Origin of the sequence: Janthinobacterium sp. SUN118 (assembly GCF_030397695.1) — a bacterium.
GTDB lineage: Bacteria > Pseudomonadota > Gammaproteobacteria > Burkholderiales > Burkholderiaceae_D > Janthinobacterium.
Genome location: NZ_JAPUBV010000001.1, coordinates 191,963 through 208,997, shown reverse-complemented (window position 1 = coordinate 208,997; position 17,035 = coordinate 191,963). Strand labels below are relative to the sequence as shown.

17 protein-coding genes are annotated in these 17,035 nt (G+C 62.0%); 12 read left to right on the top strand and 5 right to left on the bottom strand.

From position 1 onward, the window contains the following. Window positions 1-65: 65 nt before the first annotated feature. The 4 genes from O0880_RS01005 to O0880_RS00990 all read right to left on the bottom strand — a co-directional run bounded on the left by O0880_RS01005 (window position 66) and on the right by O0880_RS00990 (window position 3,338). Entirely contained in the window at window positions 66-1,385 is a 1,320-nt protein-coding gene (locus tag O0880_RS01005) for a TolC family outer membrane protein (protein WP_071321798.1), read from the bottom strand. A 144-nt stretch (window positions 1,386-1,529) separates the two neighbouring features. After that, a complete protein-coding gene (locus tag O0880_RS01000; RefSeq protein ID WP_071321797.1) occupies window positions 1,530-1,853 on the bottom strand; it encodes a rhodanese-like domain-containing protein in 324 nt (107 codons plus the stop codon). A 15-nt stretch (window positions 1,854-1,868) separates the two neighbouring features. Beyond that, window positions 1,869-2,519, bottom strand: coding sequence for a protein-L-isoaspartate O-methyltransferase (locus tag O0880_RS00995; protein ID WP_071321796.1), 651 nt, complete (start codon window positions 2,517-2,519; stop codon window positions 1,869-1,871). A gap of 168 nt (window positions 2,520-2,687) precedes the next feature. Continuing rightward, entirely contained in the window at window positions 2,688-3,338 is a 651-nt protein-coding gene (locus tag O0880_RS00990; protein WP_071321795.1) for a TetR/AcrR family transcriptional regulator, read from the bottom strand. Between the two features lie 346 nt (window positions 3,339-3,684). Here O0880_RS00990 and O0880_RS00985 point away from each other — a divergent pair, with 346 nt between their 5' ends. Together O0880_RS00985 and O0880_RS00980 are read left to right on the top strand one after the other, a co-directional pair. Further along, complete coding sequence (locus tag O0880_RS00985) at window positions 3,685-4,554, top strand: head GIN domain-containing protein (protein WP_071321794.1); 870 nt, start codon at window positions 3,685-3,687, stop codon at window positions 4,552-4,554. A 71-nt stretch (window positions 4,555-4,625) separates the two neighbouring features. After that, a complete protein-coding gene (locus O0880_RS00980) occupies window positions 4,626-4,904 on the top strand; it encodes a YkgJ family cysteine cluster protein (protein WP_289884599.1) in 279 nt (92 codons plus the stop codon). A gap of 40 nt (window positions 4,905-4,944) precedes the next feature. Here the strand turns inward: O0880_RS00980 and O0880_RS00975 are convergent, their stop codons facing one another. Continuing rightward, window positions 4,945-5,238: a hypothetical protein gene (locus tag O0880_RS00975; RefSeq protein WP_289884598.1), complete on the bottom strand. Its 294-nt coding sequence runs from the start codon at window positions 5,236-5,238 to the stop codon at window positions 4,945-4,947. A gap of 180 nt (window positions 5,239-5,418) precedes the next feature. Here O0880_RS00975 and O0880_RS00970 point away from each other — a divergent pair, with 180 nt between their 5' ends. The 10 genes from O0880_RS00970 (at window position 5,419) to rfbC (ending at window position 17,030) form a co-directional block, all read left to right on the top strand. Next, on the top strand, window positions 5,419-6,189 hold the full coding sequence (locus tag O0880_RS00970) for a DeoR/GlpR family DNA-binding transcription regulator (protein ID WP_289884597.1): 771 nt from the start codon (window positions 5,419-5,421) through the stop codon (window positions 6,187-6,189). A 33-nt stretch (window positions 6,190-6,222) separates the two neighbouring features. Beyond that, entirely contained in the window at window positions 6,223-7,371 is a 1,149-nt protein-coding gene (locus O0880_RS00965; RefSeq protein WP_071321790.1) for an MFS transporter, read from the top strand. Between the two features lie 155 nt (window positions 7,372-7,526). Then, window positions 7,527-8,372, top strand: a complete 846-nt coding sequence (locus O0880_RS00960; protein WP_289884596.1) for an undecaprenyl-diphosphate phosphatase — start codon at window positions 7,527-7,529, stop codon at window positions 8,370-8,372. A 6-nt stretch (window positions 8,373-8,378) separates the two neighbouring features. Next, a complete protein-coding gene (gene recQ / locus O0880_RS00955) occupies window positions 8,379-10,202 on the top strand; it encodes a DNA helicase RecQ (RefSeq protein WP_071321788.1) in 1,824 nt (607 codons plus the stop codon). Further along, entirely contained in the window at window positions 10,202-10,696 is a 495-nt protein-coding gene (locus tag O0880_RS00950) for a hypothetical protein (RefSeq protein WP_289884595.1), read from the top strand. Before recQ ends, O0880_RS00950 begins: the two co-directional genes overlap by 1 nt. Before the next feature lie 44 nt (window positions 10,697-10,740). After that, window positions 10,741-11,718 carry a LysR family transcriptional regulator gene (locus O0880_RS00945; RefSeq protein ID WP_289884594.1) on the top strand — a complete coding sequence of 326 codons (978 nt, stop codon included), beginning with the start codon at window positions 10,741-10,743 and terminating at the stop codon, window positions 11,716-11,718. Between the two features lie 214 nt (window positions 11,719-11,932). After that, window positions 11,933-13,219 carry a Glu/Leu/Phe/Val dehydrogenase gene (locus tag O0880_RS00940; protein ID WP_034785857.1) on the top strand — a complete coding sequence of 429 codons (1,287 nt, stop codon included), beginning with the start codon at window positions 11,933-11,935 and terminating at the stop codon, window positions 13,217-13,219. 1,255 nt (window positions 13,220-14,474) lie between these two features. Further along, the gene (gene rfbB, locus O0880_RS00935) at window positions 14,475-15,557 is read left to right on the top strand and encodes a dTDP-glucose 4,6-dehydratase (protein WP_289884592.1); all 1,083 of its coding nucleotides are present in this window, start codon (window positions 14,475-14,477) and stop codon (window positions 15,555-15,557) included. Continuing rightward, complete coding sequence (rfbA, locus tag O0880_RS00930) at window positions 15,554-16,447, top strand: glucose-1-phosphate thymidylyltransferase RfbA (RefSeq protein WP_289884591.1); 894 nt, start codon at window positions 15,554-15,556, stop codon at window positions 16,445-16,447. Before rfbB ends, rfbA begins: the two co-directional genes overlap by 4 nt. 37 nt (window positions 16,448-16,484) lie before the next feature. Continuing rightward, window positions 16,485-17,030: a dTDP-4-dehydrorhamnose 3,5-epimerase gene (gene rfbC / locus O0880_RS00925; RefSeq protein WP_289884590.1), complete on the top strand. Its 546-nt coding sequence runs from the start codon at window positions 16,485-16,487 to the stop codon at window positions 17,028-17,030. Window positions 17,031-17,035: the final 5 nt, after the last annotated feature.

The window sequence follows — 17,035 nt, the reverse complement described above, 5'->3', positions numbered from 1 at the left end:
TGATTGGACGAAAAAAACCAGCGCCGTTGCCGGGGCTGGTTTTGATCTGACTCTGGAGAAAAAGATTACTTGTCCAGCAAGGCGTTCACTGGCAACAGATCCGTTTCCTTCAGGGTGCCGGCCGCCGACTTCAGGCGCAAGCCGTTCATGATGGTGTCGTAGCGGGCTTTCGACAGGTCTTTTTGCGTCGAAAACAGTTGTTTCTGCGCATTCAAGACGTCGATATTGATGCGCACGCCCACTTGATAGCCAAGCTGGTTCGATTCCAGCGCCGATTTGCTCGACACTTCCGCCGCTTCCAGTGCCTTCACCTGGGCCAGGCCGCTGTTGACGCCGAGGAAAGCCTGGCGCGCACCCTGCGATGCCGTGCGGCGTGCCGTTTCCAGGTCGTTGCGGGCCTTGTTTTCCAGCGCGATCGATTCGCGCACCTTGCTGGTGACGGCGAAGCCGCTGAAGATCGGGATGCTCCACTGCACGCCGATGGCGTTGTTGTTGGCGCCGCCGCCGCCGCCCGTGGTGTAGGTGTGGCCCGTGTTGGCGATCAGGTCCAGGGTCGGATAGTGGCCGGCACGGTTGCGGCCGATATCGCGCTTGGCCGATTCCACGTTGAACTGGGCCGTGACGACGCCATAGTTCTGCTCTTCGGCGGAAGATACCCACGGCTCGATGGCGGCCGGTTCCGGCGCGCTGATGACCACGCCCGTGCGCATCGGCGCCAGCGCGGTCGGCGCTTCGCCGATGATGGTTTGCAGGGCGCTGCGCTTGTTGGCCAGGTCATTGATGGCGGCAAATTCCTGCGCCACCACCAGGTCGTAGGCCGCTTGCGCTTCATGCGTGTCGGTAATCGTTTGCGTGCCGACTTCGAAGTTGCGCTTGGCCGATGCCAGCTGCTCCGTCGTGGCCACCTTTTGCGCCTGCGTCGCGCCCAGGTTGTCTTGCGCGCTGAGCACGTCGAAATACGCCTGTGCCACGCGCGTGATCAGGTCTTGCTGCACTTGTGCAAATTGCGCTTCGGCGATGGCCTGCGCCAGCTTGCTTTGCTGATAGGTTTCCCAGCGATCCCAGCGGAACAGCGGTTGCGCCAGGGTCAGGTTGTAGGTATTCGTGTGCACGCTGACGGTCGGCATGGTGATCTTGTTGCCATTGATCAGGGCAATGGGTTCCTGGTTGCCGCGCGTATTCGTGCCCGATGCGGAGATTTGCGGCAGCAAGCCTGACAGCCCCTGCGGTACCCGCTCCATCCCGGCCGACAGGGCCGCGCGCGCGCTGGCATACTGCGCGTCGTTGGCCAGCGCCTGCTGGTACACCTGGATGAGATCGGCCGCCTGTGTGTTGAGCGAGAAAAAAGCGCTGGTCATCAGCACGGCGATAAGGGGTTTCCGCATTGCATTTCTCCGTTGGAGTCGTCAAAAGTTGATGGAATCAAAAATCTGCTACAGCTTGCCTTGCGCCCGTCCGGGTAGGAGCGGGGTACAGGCATCCGCAGGCATGCGGGAAAGCATGCCTGGGTGCATCTACTGCAAAATAACTTAGTATTTAGGCATTGCGCTGTCGACTTGCACAGCCCAGGCATGAACGCCGCCCGTCAAATTACTGATCTTGCCAAAACCATTGCGTTCCAGGAAGGCGGCCACTTGCATGCTGCGCGCGCCGTGGTGGCAGATGCAGACGATCTCGGCATCTTCATCGAGGTCATCGATGCGCGCCGGAATCGAATTCATCTGCATCAGGGTGGCGCCGTCGAGGTGGCACAGCTCAAACTCCCACTGCTCGCGCACATCCAGCAGGAAGGGACGCGGGCGGGTGGTATCAGCCAGCCAGGCGGCCAGCTGCGGTGCGCTCAAATGCTCCATCGAATCTCCGTCGTCTCAGAACTGGAAGTGCGACGGCGCGACGGCTTGCAGCGGCGTCACATTGGTCTCGAACAGCTTGCGCGTATCGTAGGCCTTGTCCGAGCTGCGGGTGATCAGGTGTGCCGACATGATCGGTGCTTCGCCGATGATGGCCAGGATGCGGCCGCCCACTTTCACTTGTTGCAACAGTGCTTCCGGCAACACGGACAGGGCGCCGGAAACGACGATAACATCGTAGGGCGCGCCCTTGCTCCAGCCTTGGGCGCCATCGCCCAGTTCCACGGTGACATTCGTGACGCCGTTGGCGGCCAGGTTCTGCTCGGCCAGGGTTTTCAATTGGGGCACGATTTCCACGCTCGTCACGTGACGCGCCTTGTGCGCCAGCAACGCCGCCATGTAGCCGCTGCCGGTGCCGATTTCCAGCACATTTTCGTGCTTTTTAACGGCAACGTCCTGCAAAATACGGGCTTCCAGCTTCGGCGTGAACATGCTTTCGCCGCCGCCCAGTGGGATTTCAGTATCGACGAAGGCCAGGTTTTTATAGGCGGCCGGCACGAAATCTTCACGCTTGACCACGTTCAACAGCTCCAGCACGTCGAGATCCAGTACGTCCCATGGACGGATTTGCTGTTCGATCATATTGAAGCGGGCTTGTTCGATATTCATCTTTGGACTCGGTAAGTGAAGTAATAATCCGCCATTTTATCGTTGAACTGGCTGAAAGCACATGTTAACCATAAAGACGGGGGATGGAGGAAATTTGCGACGATCTGCAGATTTGGGGGGGCGAACCTTGGAAAGGGGCAACTGAACGGTAGCGGCCGGCCCCGCGCATCAGCTTTTCCCGGGCGCCTCCACCTGCAGGCTGCGCAAGCTCATGTCGAGAAAGGCATCCATGTACGCGACAGGATCAATATTCTTGACCTCGCACGGCAGGAAGGAATGCGTCCACATCATCAGCATGGTGACGGGCGCGCTCAGGATGGCGCTGACCAGCACGGGATCGACCTGGCGGAATTCGCCGCGGCGCATGCCCCGTTCCAGCAGGGTGGTGATCAGCGCATTGCCGCGCGCGACCACTTCTTCGTTGTAAAACTGCGCCAGTTCCGGGAAATTGTTCGCTTCGGCCAGCATCAGCTTGGTCAAGCCGGCCAGCTTGGTGGCGCCAAACTCTTCCCACCACTGCATCATCATGCTGCGCAACAACTCGGCACTGCTGCTGTCGGAGGCGGCCAGGCTGTCTTCCGCCTCGCCGATGGAATGCACGATATTGTCGCGCACCACGGCCTTGAACAGCTCTTGTTTATTCTCAAAGTACAGATATAAAGTCCCCTTCGACACGCCGGCCCGCTTGGCCACATCCTCCAGGCGCGTCGACGCGAAGCCGCGTTCGACGAACAGGTCGAGGGCGGCGGCGAGCAACTCCTGTGGGCGGGCATCCTTGCGCCGCTCCCAGCGGGGCTTGGTATCAATCGGGGCGTGCATGTGTCATTCCGGGTAACTTACTTTTGAGTCATTAATATTAGACTTGTCTACAGGGAAGGTCAAGCGCCGGCCTGCAACGGCCGCACGGGACACCTCGCCTGGCATCGAAGTGACTGCATTGTACCCTCCGGACCGCCACCGGCCGCGTCACCGGCCACACCAGGCAAGGACAGACACGGCTTCGGACAGGCCTGCATGCAGTTCAACCCGCGTTTTGCGCAGTTCATCGCATTTCCCCTTAGCAAACATATCGGCTTTGCTATCTTCTCATCGACAGCACGGCAGCCGCGGCGCGGCAGCCGGCTTTTTCTTATTCCGCGGTTAAAACAATCATAAAGGAAACACCATGCGTACTTTGCTGGCCCTGTGCTGTGCCGTTGCCCTTGGCGGCTGCGCCATCGTCATCAACCCGAACGACGGCGAAGTACGCTATGCCGATTCCGGTGGCAATGCCATCCAGGGCAACGAACAAGTAAGCCGCGACGTGCGCCAGGTCAGCAACATCAACACGCTCGACATCGACAGCATGAAGCGCATCGATCTCAAGATCGACGTGCGCGTCGGGCCGGCAACGTCGCTGGTGATCGAGGCGGACAGCAATCTGCAGCCACGCATCCATAGCGAAGTGAGCGGCAATACCCTGCGCATCTGGAGCGACACGAACATTCGCAGCAGCAATGGCATCCACGTCATTTACACGACGCCGCAATTGAAGAAGATCAGCATCTCCGGCTCTGGCCGTCTGGTGGCCAGCGGTTTCAATGGAGAAGACTTCAGCCTGGAGCAGCGCGGTTCGATGAAGAGCGAATTGTCGGGCACGGTGGGGCGCTTCGACGTGGCCAACAATGGCTCAGGCAGCATCAATGCGGCGGCCCTCGCCAGCGGCAACACGGACGCGGTCCAGAACGGTTCGGGCAGCATCCAGTTGGGCAACATGCGCGGCGAACGCATCAACGTGGCCGTCAACGGCTCGGGCAGCATCAGCGCCAGCGGCGCCGTGCAGCGCCTCGACGCCAACGTGAATGGCTCCGGTGACATCAACCTGGCCGCCCTGCGCAGCGACGTTGCCTATCTGGCGAGCAACGGTTCCGGCGACATCGATGTCACCGTTCAGAATGAAGTCAATGCCCGCGCCAGCGGTTCCGGCCGCATCACCGTGCATGGCGATCCGGCCCGCCGCACCCTGTCGGGCAAGCGCGTCAGCATCGTGCGCTAAACGCGCTCCCGGCGGCGCACCGGGGCCGGCTTGCTATACTGTCGGCCTCTATCCCTACTCAGCCCACCGCCATGCCGTCCCCCGCCGCCTCCCTGGCATGCCGCCCGTCCTGCGGCGCCTGCTGCACCGCACCGTCCATCACCAGCCCGATTCCCGGCATGCCGAATGGAAAGCCGGCGGGTGTGCGCTGCGTGCAACTGGCCGACGACAACCGCTGCCGCATCTTCGGCCAACCGGAACGGCCCGCGTTTTGCGGCGGCTTGCAGCCGTCCGAGGAGATGTGCGGCAGCAGCCGCGCACACGCCATCCGCTGGCTCGACGCACTCGAACGGGCGACCGCGCCGGCCTGAGCGCGCAAAGTGCCCTCCTGGCAGGCGCCAGAACAACAACTCAACGTTCGATCACTTGCACGGCATGCGCCATGCGGGTGTCAAAACGCTGCGCAAAGTCAATCACCTGCGCGAGCGACTCATCCCGATGCGACGTCGTGACGATGCAGTGCCGGCCCTGGCCGTCTTCGCCGATGCACATCCAGTCGAGTGCGTCTTCCCATGCCTGGGCATCGACACCGAGGACGCAGAAGAGTTCTATCCGCGCGTCGCACAACTGGCGCAGAAAACCGTCGTCGCGACCGGACAGATACGCCGTACGCGATAGCAGCACAATTTTTCCCGAGTATTTCATTTGAGCATTTCTCGCCATAGCTGTTCATTCCCCAGCCAGTGTAAGCCGTAGAGATGCAGCGATAGCCAACTATGTGGCCCCTGAAGGAAGGTAATCTTGCCGCCAACGACGAAAAACGTTGACCCGGAATGCACGTTTGCGTATATTCATGCACATTCCTGCACGTTTTAAACCAAACCCATGTCCCCCACCCTGCTCCTCAAACAACGCCATGCGCTGATCCAGCAACAATTACAGGCCGATGGGCGCGTGCTGGCGCTGGACCTGGCGCGCCAGCTCGACGTGTCCGAAGACACGATACGGCGCGACTTGCGCGACATGGCGGCGGCCGGCCTGTGCCAGCGCGTGTATGGCGGCGCCCTGCCGCTGGCGCCCGACGGCGGCAGCCTGACGCAGCGCAAGCAGGCAGCGCCCGAGCGCAAGGAACGGCTGGCGCAGGCCGCCGTGTCCCTCGTGCGCGCCGGCCAGGTGCTGTTCCTGGATGCGGGGTCGACCAACCTGGCCATCGCCGGCGCCTTGCCAGAGCTGGCGCTCACTGTCGTCACCAACGCTCCGGCCATCGCCATGCTGCTGATGGAGCGCCCCGAGATCGAGCTGATCATGGCTGGCGGCCGCGTCGACCGCCGCGCCGGCGCCAGCCTGGGCCCGCAGGCGCTGCGCACGGTGGAGCGCATGCATCCCGACCTGTGCTTCCTCGGTGCTTGCGGCGCCGATGCGGGCGCGGGCGTGACGGCATTCAATTACGACGAGGCCGAATTCAAGCGCAGCATCGCCGGCGCCAGCAAGGCCGTCGTCGTGGCCGTCACCAGCGACAAGCTGGGCACGGCCGCGCCATTCGGCGTGCTGGCCACGGGCTTGCTGCAGCACCTGGTGCTGGAAGCGGATGCCGACGCGGCCCACGCGGCCGCCTTTGAGCGGCTGGGCGTGCAGGTACTGCGCGCCCGCGCCTGATATTTATTCACACCTGACTCTGGAAACACTCCCATGCACCTTACCGGTACCCTGCAACAACGCGCCACGCGCCTGGTCTTCTTCGCCGCCGGCCTCGGCATGGCCGCCTGGGCGCCGCTGGTGCCCTACGCCAAGTCGCGCCTGGGTCTCGATGAAGCCACCTTGGGCATCTTGCTCCTGTGCCTGGGCGCCGGCTCGCTGTGCGCGATGCCGTTTACGGGCATGCTGTCGGCGCGCTTCGGCTGCCGCAAGGTCATCGTCAGCGCCGGCCTGCTCCTGACCGCCATCCTGCCCGGCCTGGCGCTGGCCGCCAGCCCGCTGCAACTGGGCCTGGTGCTGCTGGTCTTCGGCGCGGCCATGGGCACCTTCGACGTGGCCATCAATATCCAGGCCGTGATCATCGAAAAAGCCAATGGCGGCGCCATGATGTCGGGCTTTCATGCGCTGTTCAGCGTGGGCGGCTTCGCCGGCGCCGCCTGCATGGCCCTGCTGCTGTGGCTGGGCCTGACGCCCGCCTGGTCGTGCGTGGTGGTGATGCTGCTGCTGTGCGGCGTGCTGGGCGCGGCCCAGGGCCACTTGCTGCCGACCGCCTCGGCCACGGGCGAAAAGACGCCGCTGTTCGTCATGCCGCACGGCGCCGTCATCTTCATCGGCCTGCTGTGCTTTATCGTCTTCCTGGCCGAAGGCGCCATCCTCGACTGGAGCGCCCTGTTCCTCACCACCACGCGCGGCGTGGAAGAAGCCAAGGGCGGTCTCGGCTACGCCGCCTTCGCCATCGCCATGACGGTGGGCCGCTTCACGGGCGACAAGGTAGTCAGCCGCTTTGGCGGAAAGCGTGTGCTTACTTTCGGCGGCCTGTGCGCGGCCAGCGGCTTCTTCCTGGCCGTGCTGGCGCCGCATGCCAGCCTGGCCATGGCCGGCTTCGTGCTGATCGGCCTGGGCGCGGCGAACATCGTGCCCATCCTGTTTACGGCGGCCGGCAACCAGAGCGCCATGCCGGCCAGCCTGGCCGTGGCGGCCATCACCACCATCGGCTATGCGGGCATCCTGGCCGGTCCGGCCGTGATCGGCTTCGTCGCCCATGCCACCAGCCTGAATATCGCCTTCAGCATGCTGGGCGCCGCCCTGCTGCTGGTGGCCGCCAGCGCGCGCCTGGCCGCGCCTGCCAAACAGAGCGCCTGACCCCTCCCCTCGCCTGGCGGCGACGCTAAAAAACCGCCGCCCGCCAGCAGCCAAACCCGGAGCACGGGCCTCTCTCGTGGTAAGCTTCGACCCCGCGCGCATTGCTGGCGTCACGCGCTCACCCCATCCTGTCACTTATACCCATTTATACATCTATGGATCTCATTCTTGCGTTAAAAGCCATCATCATGGGGCTGGTCGAAGGCTTTACCGAATTCTTGCCGATTTCTTCCACCGGACATCTGATCCTGGCCGGCAGCCTGCTCGACTTTACCAAGGATGTATCGAAAGAGGTCATGGATGTCTTCGAGATCGCCATCCAGGCCGGCGCCATCCTGGCCGTCTGCTGGGAATACCGCCAGCGCATCGGCAGCGTGCTGACCACCTTCGGCAGCGAGGCAAAATCGCGCAAGTTCGTGCTGAACGTCGCCATCGCCTTCCTTCCGCTGGCCATCATCGGCCTGGCCATCGGCAAGATGATCAAGCACGCGCTGTTCAAGCCCGTGCCCGTCGCCATGGCCTTCATCATCGGCGGCATCGTGATTTTGCTGGTGGAACGCCGCGCGCGCACCAACCCGGTCACCGTGCGCGTCAACTCGGTCGATGAAATGACGCCGTTCGACGCCCTGAAAGTGGGTTGCGCGCAGGCGTTCGCGCTGATACCCGGCACCAGCCGCTCCGGTTCGACCATCATCGGCGGCATGCTGCTGGGCCTGTCGCGCAAGACGGCCACCGAATTCTCATTCTTCCTGGCGATCCCCACCCTGCTGGCCGCCACCTTCTATTCGCTGTACAAAGCGCGCGACATCCTGTCGGCCGCCGACGTGCCCCTGTTTGGCCTTGGCACCGTGGCCGCCTTTGTCTCCGCCTTCCTGTGCGTGCGCTGGCTGTTGCGCTACATCAGCTCGCACGACTTCACGTTTTTTGCCTGGTACCGCATCGTGTTTGGCCTGCTGGTGTTGGCCAGCGCCCACTACGGCTGGGTTGTTTGGGCAGAATAAGGCACTATGAATCAAGATCTTAACCAGCGCGCGCTCGACCTGCTGCAGACCGTTTTCGGCTACCCGGCCTTCCGTGGCCAGCAAGCCGACATCGTCGACCACGTCAGCCACGGCGGCGACGCGCTGGTACTGATGCCCACCGGCGGCGGCAAGTCGCTGTGCTATCAGATACCCGCGCTGCTGCGCGACGGCGTCGGCGTCGTCATCTCGCCGCTGATCGCGCTGATGCAGGACCAGGTCGACGCGCTGGCCGAAGTCGGCGTGCGCGCCGCCTTCCTCAATTCCACGCAGACCTACGAAGAGGCCAGCCGCATCGAGCGCCTGGTGCGCACGGGCCAGATCGACCTGGTCTACGTGGCGCCGGAACGGCTGATGACGCAGCGCTGCCTGGACCTGTTCCAGGCCTCCAAGATCGCCCTGTTCGCCATCGACGAAGCCCATTGCGTGGCCCAGTGGGGCCACGACTTCCGTCCCGAATACATCAAGCTGTCGGTGCTGCACGAGCAGTTCCCGGACGTGCCGCGCATCGCCCTGACGGCCACCGCCGACCCGCAGACGCGCGCCGAAATCGCCCTGCGCCTGCAGCTCGACGATGCGCGCCAGTTCGTCTCGTCGTTCGACCGTCCGAACATCCGCTACCAGATCGTGGAAAAGGCCAACGGCCGCAAGCAGCTGCTCGACTTCATCAACACGGAACACACGGGCGACTGCGGCATCGTCTACTGCCTGTCGCGCAAAAAAGTCGAGGAAACGGCGGAATTCCTGAACCAGAGCGGCATCCGCGCCCTGCCCTACCACGCCGGCATGGAGTACGCCAAGCGCAGCGCCAACCAGGCGCGCTTCCTGCGCGAGGAAAACATCGTCATGGTCGCCACCATCGCCTTCGGCATGGGCATCGACAAGCCCGACGTGCGCTTCGTCGCGCATCTGGATCTGCCGAAAAGCATCGAGGGCTATTACCAGGAAACGGGACGCGCGGGACGCGACGGCATGGCCGCCAACGCCTGGATGGCGTATGGTTTGCAGGACGTGGTGCTGCAGCGGCGCATGATCGACGAATCGGAGGCGGACGACACCTTCAAGCGCGTGCTCGGCGTGAAGCTCGACGCCATGCTGGGCCTGTGCGAAACGCTGAGCTGCCGCCGCATGCGATTGCTCGAATACTTCGGCGAACCGGCTTCGCCCTGCGGCAATTGCGACACCTGCCTGGTGCCGCCCGTGTCGTTCGACGGCACGGTGCCCGTGCAAAAACTGCTGTCGGCCATCTACCGCGTCGACCAGCGCTTCGCCGGCGGCCACGTGATCGACGTGCTGCGCGGCGTGGAGTCGGAACGCATCAAGACCTGGCACCACGATACGCTGTCCGTGTTCGGCATCGGCTCGGACCTGGGCGAAGCGGAGTGGAAGTCGATCCTGCGTCAGGCCATCGCGCTGGGCCTCGTCTCGGTCGACCATGAACAATACAGCTCGCTGAAACTGACGGACGCCTCGCGCCCCGTGCTCAAGGGCGGCCAGAAAGTGCAGCTGCGCCAGTACCAGAAACCGGTGAAAACCAGCAAGCGCAGCACCAGCGTGGCGAAAGGTTATGTCGAGACTGACCTGTCGACCAGCGAGCAAGCGATCTTCGACAAGCTGCGCTGGTGGCGCGTGGAGACGGCGCGCACGCACAACGTGCCGGCCTACGTGATTTTCGTCGACGCCACCCTGCGCGAAATCGCCAAGGCCAAACCCACCTCGCTCGAGCAGATGCGCGGCGTGAGCGGCGTGGGCGAGAAAAAACTGGCCTCGTACGGCGACGAAATCGTCGCCATGATCCTGGAGATGATTTGATGCAAGATTTGATGGAAGCACTCTCGTCCGACCTGATTTACCAGGCCGTGAAAATCCTCGGCGCCCAGCCCGACGCCGAAGACGCGGTGGAAGCGCAAGTACGGTTACTGGTGCAGGACGACCTCACCGTGCGCCGCCTGGCCGACGTGGTGCCGGAAGCCTTCGGCCTGGTGCTGGCGTCGCACCTGCCCGACGCCGATACCATGACCCTGCCCGATACCTTCTGCGCGCAGGACGAGGACGGCGAGTGGGTGGAGTTCTCCATGCGCCGCGAACCGATCTTTGTCGTCGCCGTGGACATCGCCCAGCACACCTTCCACAACGGCCCGCGCGCGCTGATGCAAAACCTGGCCGACCGCAGCTCCCTGCTGTCGGCCATCAACAAGGGCTTGAATGCGGGCGGCTCGCTCAAGGGGACGACTCTGGGCCCGCCATCCTTCTTCGGCCTGCCCGCCGCCCTGTACCAGCCGGCGGCATCGCCCGATACGCCCTGACCACTTCACCTTGCCTCTGCCCTTGATAACGGAATGCTGCCGCGATGGAAACCAAATGGCTGGAAGACTTCATCTCGCTTGCTGAAACGCATAATTTCAGCCGTTCCGCGGCCCTGCGCCACGTCACCCAGCCCGCCTTTTCGCGGCGCATCCAGTCGCTGGAAAACTGGCTCGGCATCGACCTGGTCGACCGCACGTCCTACCCGACGCGACTGACGCCGGCCGGCGCCGTGTTCTACGAACAGGCGCTGGAAATGCTGGGGCAGATCAACGGCGTGCGCGCCCTGTTGCGCGGCAAGCGGGCGGCCACGCAGACGAGCGTCGATTTCGCCGTACCCCACACCCTGTCGCTGACCTTCATGCCGAAATGGCTGACGGCGCTGGAAGAGGGCTTTGCGCCGATCAACAGCCGCCTGATGGCGCTGAACGTGCACGACGCCGTGCTGCAGCTGGTCGACGGCGGCTGCGACCTGCTGCTGTGCTACCACCATCCGCGCCAGCCGGTGCAGCTGGATCCGGGCCGCTACGACATGCTGGTGATGGGCCGCGAAACCCTGCGCGCGTATGCGCGCTGCGGCCAGGACCGGGTGCCGGACTTCGTCCTGCCCGGCAGCGCCAAGGAGCCGCTGCCCTTCCTCTCCTATACCAACAATGCCTACCTGGGACGCATGGTGGAATTGCTGGTGGCCGACGCCAAGGCGCCCCTGTTCCTCGACACCTGCTACGAGACGGACATGGCCGAAGGCTTGAAAATGATGGCACTGGAAGGACGCGGCATCGCCTTCCTGCCGGAATCGGCCGTCATGCGCGACGTCAAGTACAAGCACCTGGCGCGCGCCGACGGCGGCGCGCCAGGCTGGGAAATCGAGCTGGAAATCCGTTTGTACCGCGAGCGTCCGTCCAGCCTGCGTCCCGGCAAGCAGATCGTCGAAAGCCTGTGGCAATACCTGGTGCAGTCGCAGGAAGGCAAGGCCCGCACCAGCAAGCGCCGCAAGCGCGCCATCGAAGCCGTCAAATCCTGACTGGCAATCCTGACAATACAACTATGCAATAAATGCATAACCGGATGCGCACAAAGCATTGGCCGGGGCATGAGGCTATCGCCTACGATGCGGTTCCGCTGCGCGCAACCTTAAGGTGCGCCTACCACAGCATTTTTGAACGCCAAAAAATCATCGCGATGCTCTGCAGATTTTTTGGCGTTACATCACCGTTTTGTCCAGGAGCTTATCAAGCATGACCAGCAAGCACGCACTTCCTTCCTACCTCAATCCTGAAGACCTGGGCCCATGGGGCGTCTACCTCGAGCAGATCGACCGCGTTACGCCGTACCTGGGCAACCTGTCGCGCTGGGTGGAAACGCTGAAGCGTCCAAAGCGCATCCTGACGGTCGACGTGCCTATCGAGCGCGATGACGGCACCATTGCCCACTACGAAGGCTACCGCGTGCAGCACAACCTGTCGCGCGGCCCCGGCAAGGGCGGCGTGCGCTTCCACCAGGACGTGACCCTGTCGGAAGTGATGGCCCTGTCGGCCTGGATGACGGTCAAGAACGCGGCGGTCAACGTGCCATACGGCGGCGCCAAGGGCGGTATCCGTGTCGATCCGAAGACCCTGTCGCGCAACGAGCTGCAGCGCCTGACGCGCCGCTACACGAGCGAGATCAGCATGATCATCGGACCGAACAAGGATATCCCGGCACCGGACGTCAACACGAATGAACAAGTCATGGCGTGGATGATGGACAGCTATGCCATGATCGGCGGCAATATGTCGACCGGCGTGGTCACGGGCAAGCCGATTTCGCTGGGCGGCAGCCTGGGTCGCCGCGATGCGACGGGCCGCGGCGTGTTCGTCGTCGGTTGCGATGCGGCCGCCAAGGTCGGCATGTCGCTCGAAGGCGCGAAAGTCATCGTGCAAGGTTTCGGCAACGTGGGCGGCGTCGCTGCCCGCATGTTCGCTGAAGCCGGCTCGAAAGTCGTCGCGGTACAGGACCACAAGACCACCGTCGTGCACGCCGGCGGCCTGAACATCCCGCAACTGCTGGCACACGTGGCCGAAGTGGGCAGCGTCGAAGGCTTCCCGGGCGCCGAGGCATTCGTGCCACGCGAAGATTTCTGGGGCATCGATTGCGACATCCTGATCCCGGCCGCGCTGGAGCAGCAGATCACCGCCGAGCGCGCACAAGTGATCCGCGCCAAGATCATCCTGGAAGGCGCCAACGGCCCGACCCTGCCGGCAGCGGACGACATCCTGACCGACCGCGGCGTGCTGATCGTGCCGGACGTGCTGGCCAACGCCGGCGGCGTGACCGTCAGCTACTTCGAGTGGGCGCAGAACTTCTCGAGTTTCTTCTGGACGGAAGAGGAAATCAACAGCCGCCTGACCCGCATCATGCGCGAAGCCTTCGACGCGGTATGGCAAGTGTCGCAAGAGAAGAAAGTGTCGATGCGTACCGCCACCTTCATCCTGGCGTGCACGCGCGTGCTGCAAGCCCGCGAAGTGCGCGGCCTGTACCCATAATGGCTGCCTGAGAAAAAGCCCAGGGCGTTGTTGCCTGCCCCTCGCCGTACTCGCGTACTGTCTTCGGGGCGGCGCCTAGCCCTGGGCATTTTTCAGGCGCCATTGGATTGCTGGCGCTTTAAAAAATCCCGCCACACTGCGTGTGAGCGGGATTTTTTTTGTCTGCGCCCGATGGCTCCCTGAAAAATTGTCCCGGGCGTTGTTGCTTCGTCTCGCCGTACTCGCGTACTGTCTTCGGGGCGGCGCCTGGCCCTGGGCATTTTTCAGGCGCCATTGGGTTGCTGGCACTTGAAAAAATCTCGTCACACTGCGTGTGAGCGGGATTTTTTTTGTCTGTGCCCGATGGCTGCCTGAAAAATTGTCCCGGGCGTTGTTGCTTCGTCTCACCGTACTCGCGTACTGTCTTCGGGGCGGCGCCTGGCCCTGGGCATTTTTCAGGTGCCATTGGGTTGCTGGCGCTTGAAAAAATCCCGCCACACTGCGTGTGAACGGGATTTTTTTTGTCTGTGCCCGATGGCTGCCTGAAAAATTGTCCCGGGCGTTGTTGCTTCGTCTCGCCGTACTCGCGTACTGTCTTCGGGGCGGCGCCTAGCCCTGGGCATTTTTCAGGCGCCATTGGGTTGCTGGCGCTTGAAAAAATCCCGCCACACTGCGTGTGAGCGGGATTTTTTTTGTCTGCGCCCGATGGCTGCCTGAAAAATTGTCCCGGGCGTTGTTGCTTCGTCTCGCCGTACTCGCGTACTGTCTTCGCGGCGGCGCCTGGCCCTGGGCATTTTTCAGGTGCCATTGGGTTGCTGGCGCTTGAAAAAATCCCGTCACACTGCGTGTGAGCGGGATTTTTTGTCTGCTCCGCATTGCCCTTTTCAAGGGGCGCTTGCCAAGCTCGCCACTAGGCACTTTCGCCCGCCACCAGCTCTCCCTGCCCCCTTCATCGACGCGAGACCGCGCAGCGGGCGCAAGCCTCAGCAAGGCCATCCCCACAAGGACCCTATCGGCATGCCAGCCGTCGTTTATACTCAGCATCTCGCGTCACGTTGAACAGGGTTCGGCATTATTCATCCACCTGATGTCGTCCTTGAATCTGGCGCCTGCCGGCAGCATGACGCGGCAGGTCGAAACCGCATAAGCACTACTTGCGAAGCGAAAAAAAAGAACAATAATGGTATATCTAAAAATCCACCACGCCCCTGCAGAGCTCCTCCAGGCGCAATAGCGAGTTCAGCACTGCCCAAGAAACAAACGATAGGATGGCGATATGATTGTAGTGACTGGCGGAGCTGGGTTCATCGGCTCCAACTTTGTAAGGGATTGGCTGGCGCTCAACGATGAGTCCGTCATTAACTTTGACAAACTGACGTATGCGGGCAATCTCAGCAATCTGGCCAGTCTGGAACACGACCCGCGGCATATTTTTGTGCGTGGCGACATTTGCGATACCGACCGTCTCTCCCGCCTGCTGGCAGAATACAAGCCGCGGGCCATCGTGCATTTTGCGGCGGAAAGCCATGTCGACCGTTCCATCCACAGCCCGGGTGAATTCATTGCGACCAACGTCAATGGCACCTTCAGCCTGCTGGAAGCGGCACGCGCCTACTGGTCCGGCCTGAGCGGCGAACGCAAGGCTGATTTTCGTTTCCTGCATATCTCAACCGATGAGGTATATGGCACCCTGGGGCCACAGGATCCTCCCTTTCACGAAATGACGCCATATGCGCCAAATAGCCCGTACTCGGCCTCGAAAGCGGCCTCCGACCACCTGGTCCGCGCCTATTTCCATACCTATGCCATGCCCGTGCTGACGACAAATTGCTCGAACAACTATGGCCCCTTCCATTTCCCGGAAAAGCTGATTCCGCTCATCATCAGCAATGCGCGCGCCGGCAAGGCGCTGCCGGTGTATGGCGATGGCCTGCAGGTACGCGACTGGCTGTATGTGGGCGACCATTGCTCGGCGATCCGCCGCGTACTCGAAGCGGGCTGTCCAGGCGAGGTTTATAACGTGGGGGGCTGGAACGAAATGACCAACCTCGATGTCGTATACACCTTATGCGATATCCTCGACACCCTCGATCCCAAGGCGTCCGGCAGCTACCGGGAGCAAATCATCCACGTGCAGGATCGCCCCGGCCACGACCGCCGCTATGCCATCGATGCGCGCAAGATCGAACGCGAACTGGGCTGGAAACCGGCCGAAACATTCGAGACGGGGATACGCAAGACGATTCAATGGTACCTGGACAATCAAGCGTGGGTCCGCGACGTCCAGTCCGGTGACTACCTGAGCTGGGTACAGAAAAACTATGCAGAACGCAACGACACCAAGGGAACGACAGCATGAACTTTCCGATTGAACGCAAAGGCATCATCCTGGCCGGTGGCTCGGGTACCCGCCTGTATCCCGTGACCATGTCGATATCGAAACAATTGTTGCCGGTATATGACAAGCCGATGATTTACTATCCGCTGACCACCTTGATGCTGGCAGGGATACGCGACATCCTGATCATTTCGACGCCGCAAGATACGCCGCGTTTCGAGGAACTGCTCGGCGATGGCAGCCAATGGGGCATCAAACTGAGCTATGCCGTGCAAGCGGCGCCGGAAGGCCTGGCACAGGCGTTCATCATCGGCCGCGCCTTTCTTGGCGATGCGCCATCGGCACTGATCCTCGGCGATAACATCTATTACGGCAACAACTTCGAAGCGCAGTTGCGCCTCGCCTCGACGCGCACCAGCGGCTCGACCGTTTTCGCCTACCATGTGCAATCGCCGGAACGCTACGGCGTGGTCGAATTCGATGCCCAGCGACGCGCCGTCAGCATCGAGGAAAAACCCCTCAGCCCAAAATCCAACTATGCCGTGACCGGCCTGTATTTCTACGATAATCAGGTGTGCGATATCGCCGCCGGCATCGTGCCGTCCGCACGCGGCGAACTGGAAATTACCGACGTCAATCGCACTTATCTTGAGCGCAATCAGTTAAACGTCGAGATCATGTGCCGCGGCATGGCGTGGCTCGATACCGGCACGCATGAATCCTTGCTGGAGGCGGGACAATTCATCTCCACCATCGAAAAACGCCAGGGCTTGAAAATCGCTTGTCCGGAAGAGATCGCCTATCGCAAAGGCTATATTGACGCGGCAAAACTGGAAAGCCTGGCGCAGCCCTTGAAAAAAAACACCTATGGACAATACTTGCTGCGCTTGCTCGATGACACCGTTTTCTAGCATTCCAATCTGTTCATTATTTAGCTGAAACAATGCCATGAAAATCCACTCCACCGCCATACCGGATGTCCTGATCATCGAACCAACGGTGTTCGGTGATGAACGTGGCTTTTTCTATGAAAGCTACAACCAGAAACGCTTTACGGAACTCACCGGAATTGACCGCACATTCGTCCAGGACAACCATTCCAGGTCCAGCAAGGGCGTGTTGCGCGGCATGCATTACCAGATCCAGCAAGCGCAGGGCAAGCTCGTGCATTGCACTGTCGGCGCCGTATTCGACGTCAGCGTCGACTTGCGCAAAAGCTCGCCCAGCTTCGGTCAATGGGTCGGTGTTGAATTGTCCGCTGCCAACAAGCGCCAGTTATGGATACCGGAAGGCTTCGCCCACGGCTATCTTGTCACCAGCGACAGCGCCGAATTCCAGTACAAGACGGCGGACTATTGGGCACCGGAATTTGAGCGCAGCATCCTGTGGAACGATCCGCAAATCGGCATAGACTGGCCGCTCGATGGCGAGCCCTTGCTGTCGAACAAAGACAAGCTGGGGACCTTGCTGGCCGACGCCGATGTGTTCGCCTGACGCCA

Coding starts and splice junctions, on each gene's coding strand:
- O0880_RS01005 (WP_071321798.1), bottom strand. CDS start 1,385: ATGCGGAAACCCCTTATCGCCGTGCTGATGACCAGCGCTTTTTTCTCG.
- O0880_RS01000 (WP_071321797.1), bottom strand. CDS start 1,853: ATGGAGCATTTGAGCGCACCGCAGCTGGCCGCCTGGCTGGCTGATACC.
- O0880_RS00995 (WP_071321796.1), bottom strand. CDS start 2,519: ATGAATATCGAACAAGCCCGCTTCAATATGATCGAACAGCAAATCCGT.
- O0880_RS00990 (WP_071321795.1), bottom strand. CDS start 3,338: ATGCACGCCCCGATTGATACCAAGCCCCGCTGGGAGCGGCGCAAGGAT.
- O0880_RS00985 (WP_071321794.1), top strand. CDS start 3,685: ATGCGTACTTTGCTGGCCCTGTGCTGTGCCGTTGCCCTTGGCGGCTGC.
- O0880_RS00980 (WP_289884599.1), top strand. CDS start 4,626: ATGCCGTCCCCCGCCGCCTCCCTGGCATGCCGCCCGTCCTGCGGCGCC.
- O0880_RS00975 (WP_289884598.1), bottom strand. CDS start 5,238: ATGAAATACTCGGGAAAAATTGTGCTGCTATCGCGTACGGCGTATCTG.
- O0880_RS00970 (WP_289884597.1), top strand. CDS start 5,419: ATGTCCCCCACCCTGCTCCTCAAACAACGCCATGCGCTGATCCAGCAA.
- O0880_RS00965 (WP_071321790.1), top strand. CDS start 6,223: ATGCACCTTACCGGTACCCTGCAACAACGCGCCACGCGCCTGGTCTTC.
- O0880_RS00960 (WP_289884596.1), top strand. CDS start 7,527: ATGGATCTCATTCTTGCGTTAAAAGCCATCATCATGGGGCTGGTCGAA.
- recQ (WP_071321788.1), top strand. CDS start 8,379: ATGAATCAAGATCTTAACCAGCGCGCGCTCGACCTGCTGCAGACCGTT.
- O0880_RS00950 (WP_289884595.1), top strand. CDS start 10,202: ATGCAAGATTTGATGGAAGCACTCTCGTCCGACCTGATTTACCAGGCC.
- O0880_RS00945 (WP_289884594.1), top strand. CDS start 10,741: ATGGAAACCAAATGGCTGGAAGACTTCATCTCGCTTGCTGAAACGCAT.
- O0880_RS00940 (WP_034785857.1), top strand. CDS start 11,933: ATGACCAGCAAGCACGCACTTCCTTCCTACCTCAATCCTGAAGACCTG.
- rfbB (WP_289884592.1), top strand. CDS start 14,475: ATGATTGTAGTGACTGGCGGAGCTGGGTTCATCGGCTCCAACTTTGTA.
- rfbA (WP_289884591.1), top strand. CDS start 15,554: ATGAACTTTCCGATTGAACGCAAAGGCATCATCCTGGCCGGTGGCTCG.
- rfbC (WP_289884590.1), top strand. CDS start 16,485: ATGAAAATCCACTCCACCGCCATACCGGATGTCCTGATCATCGAACCA.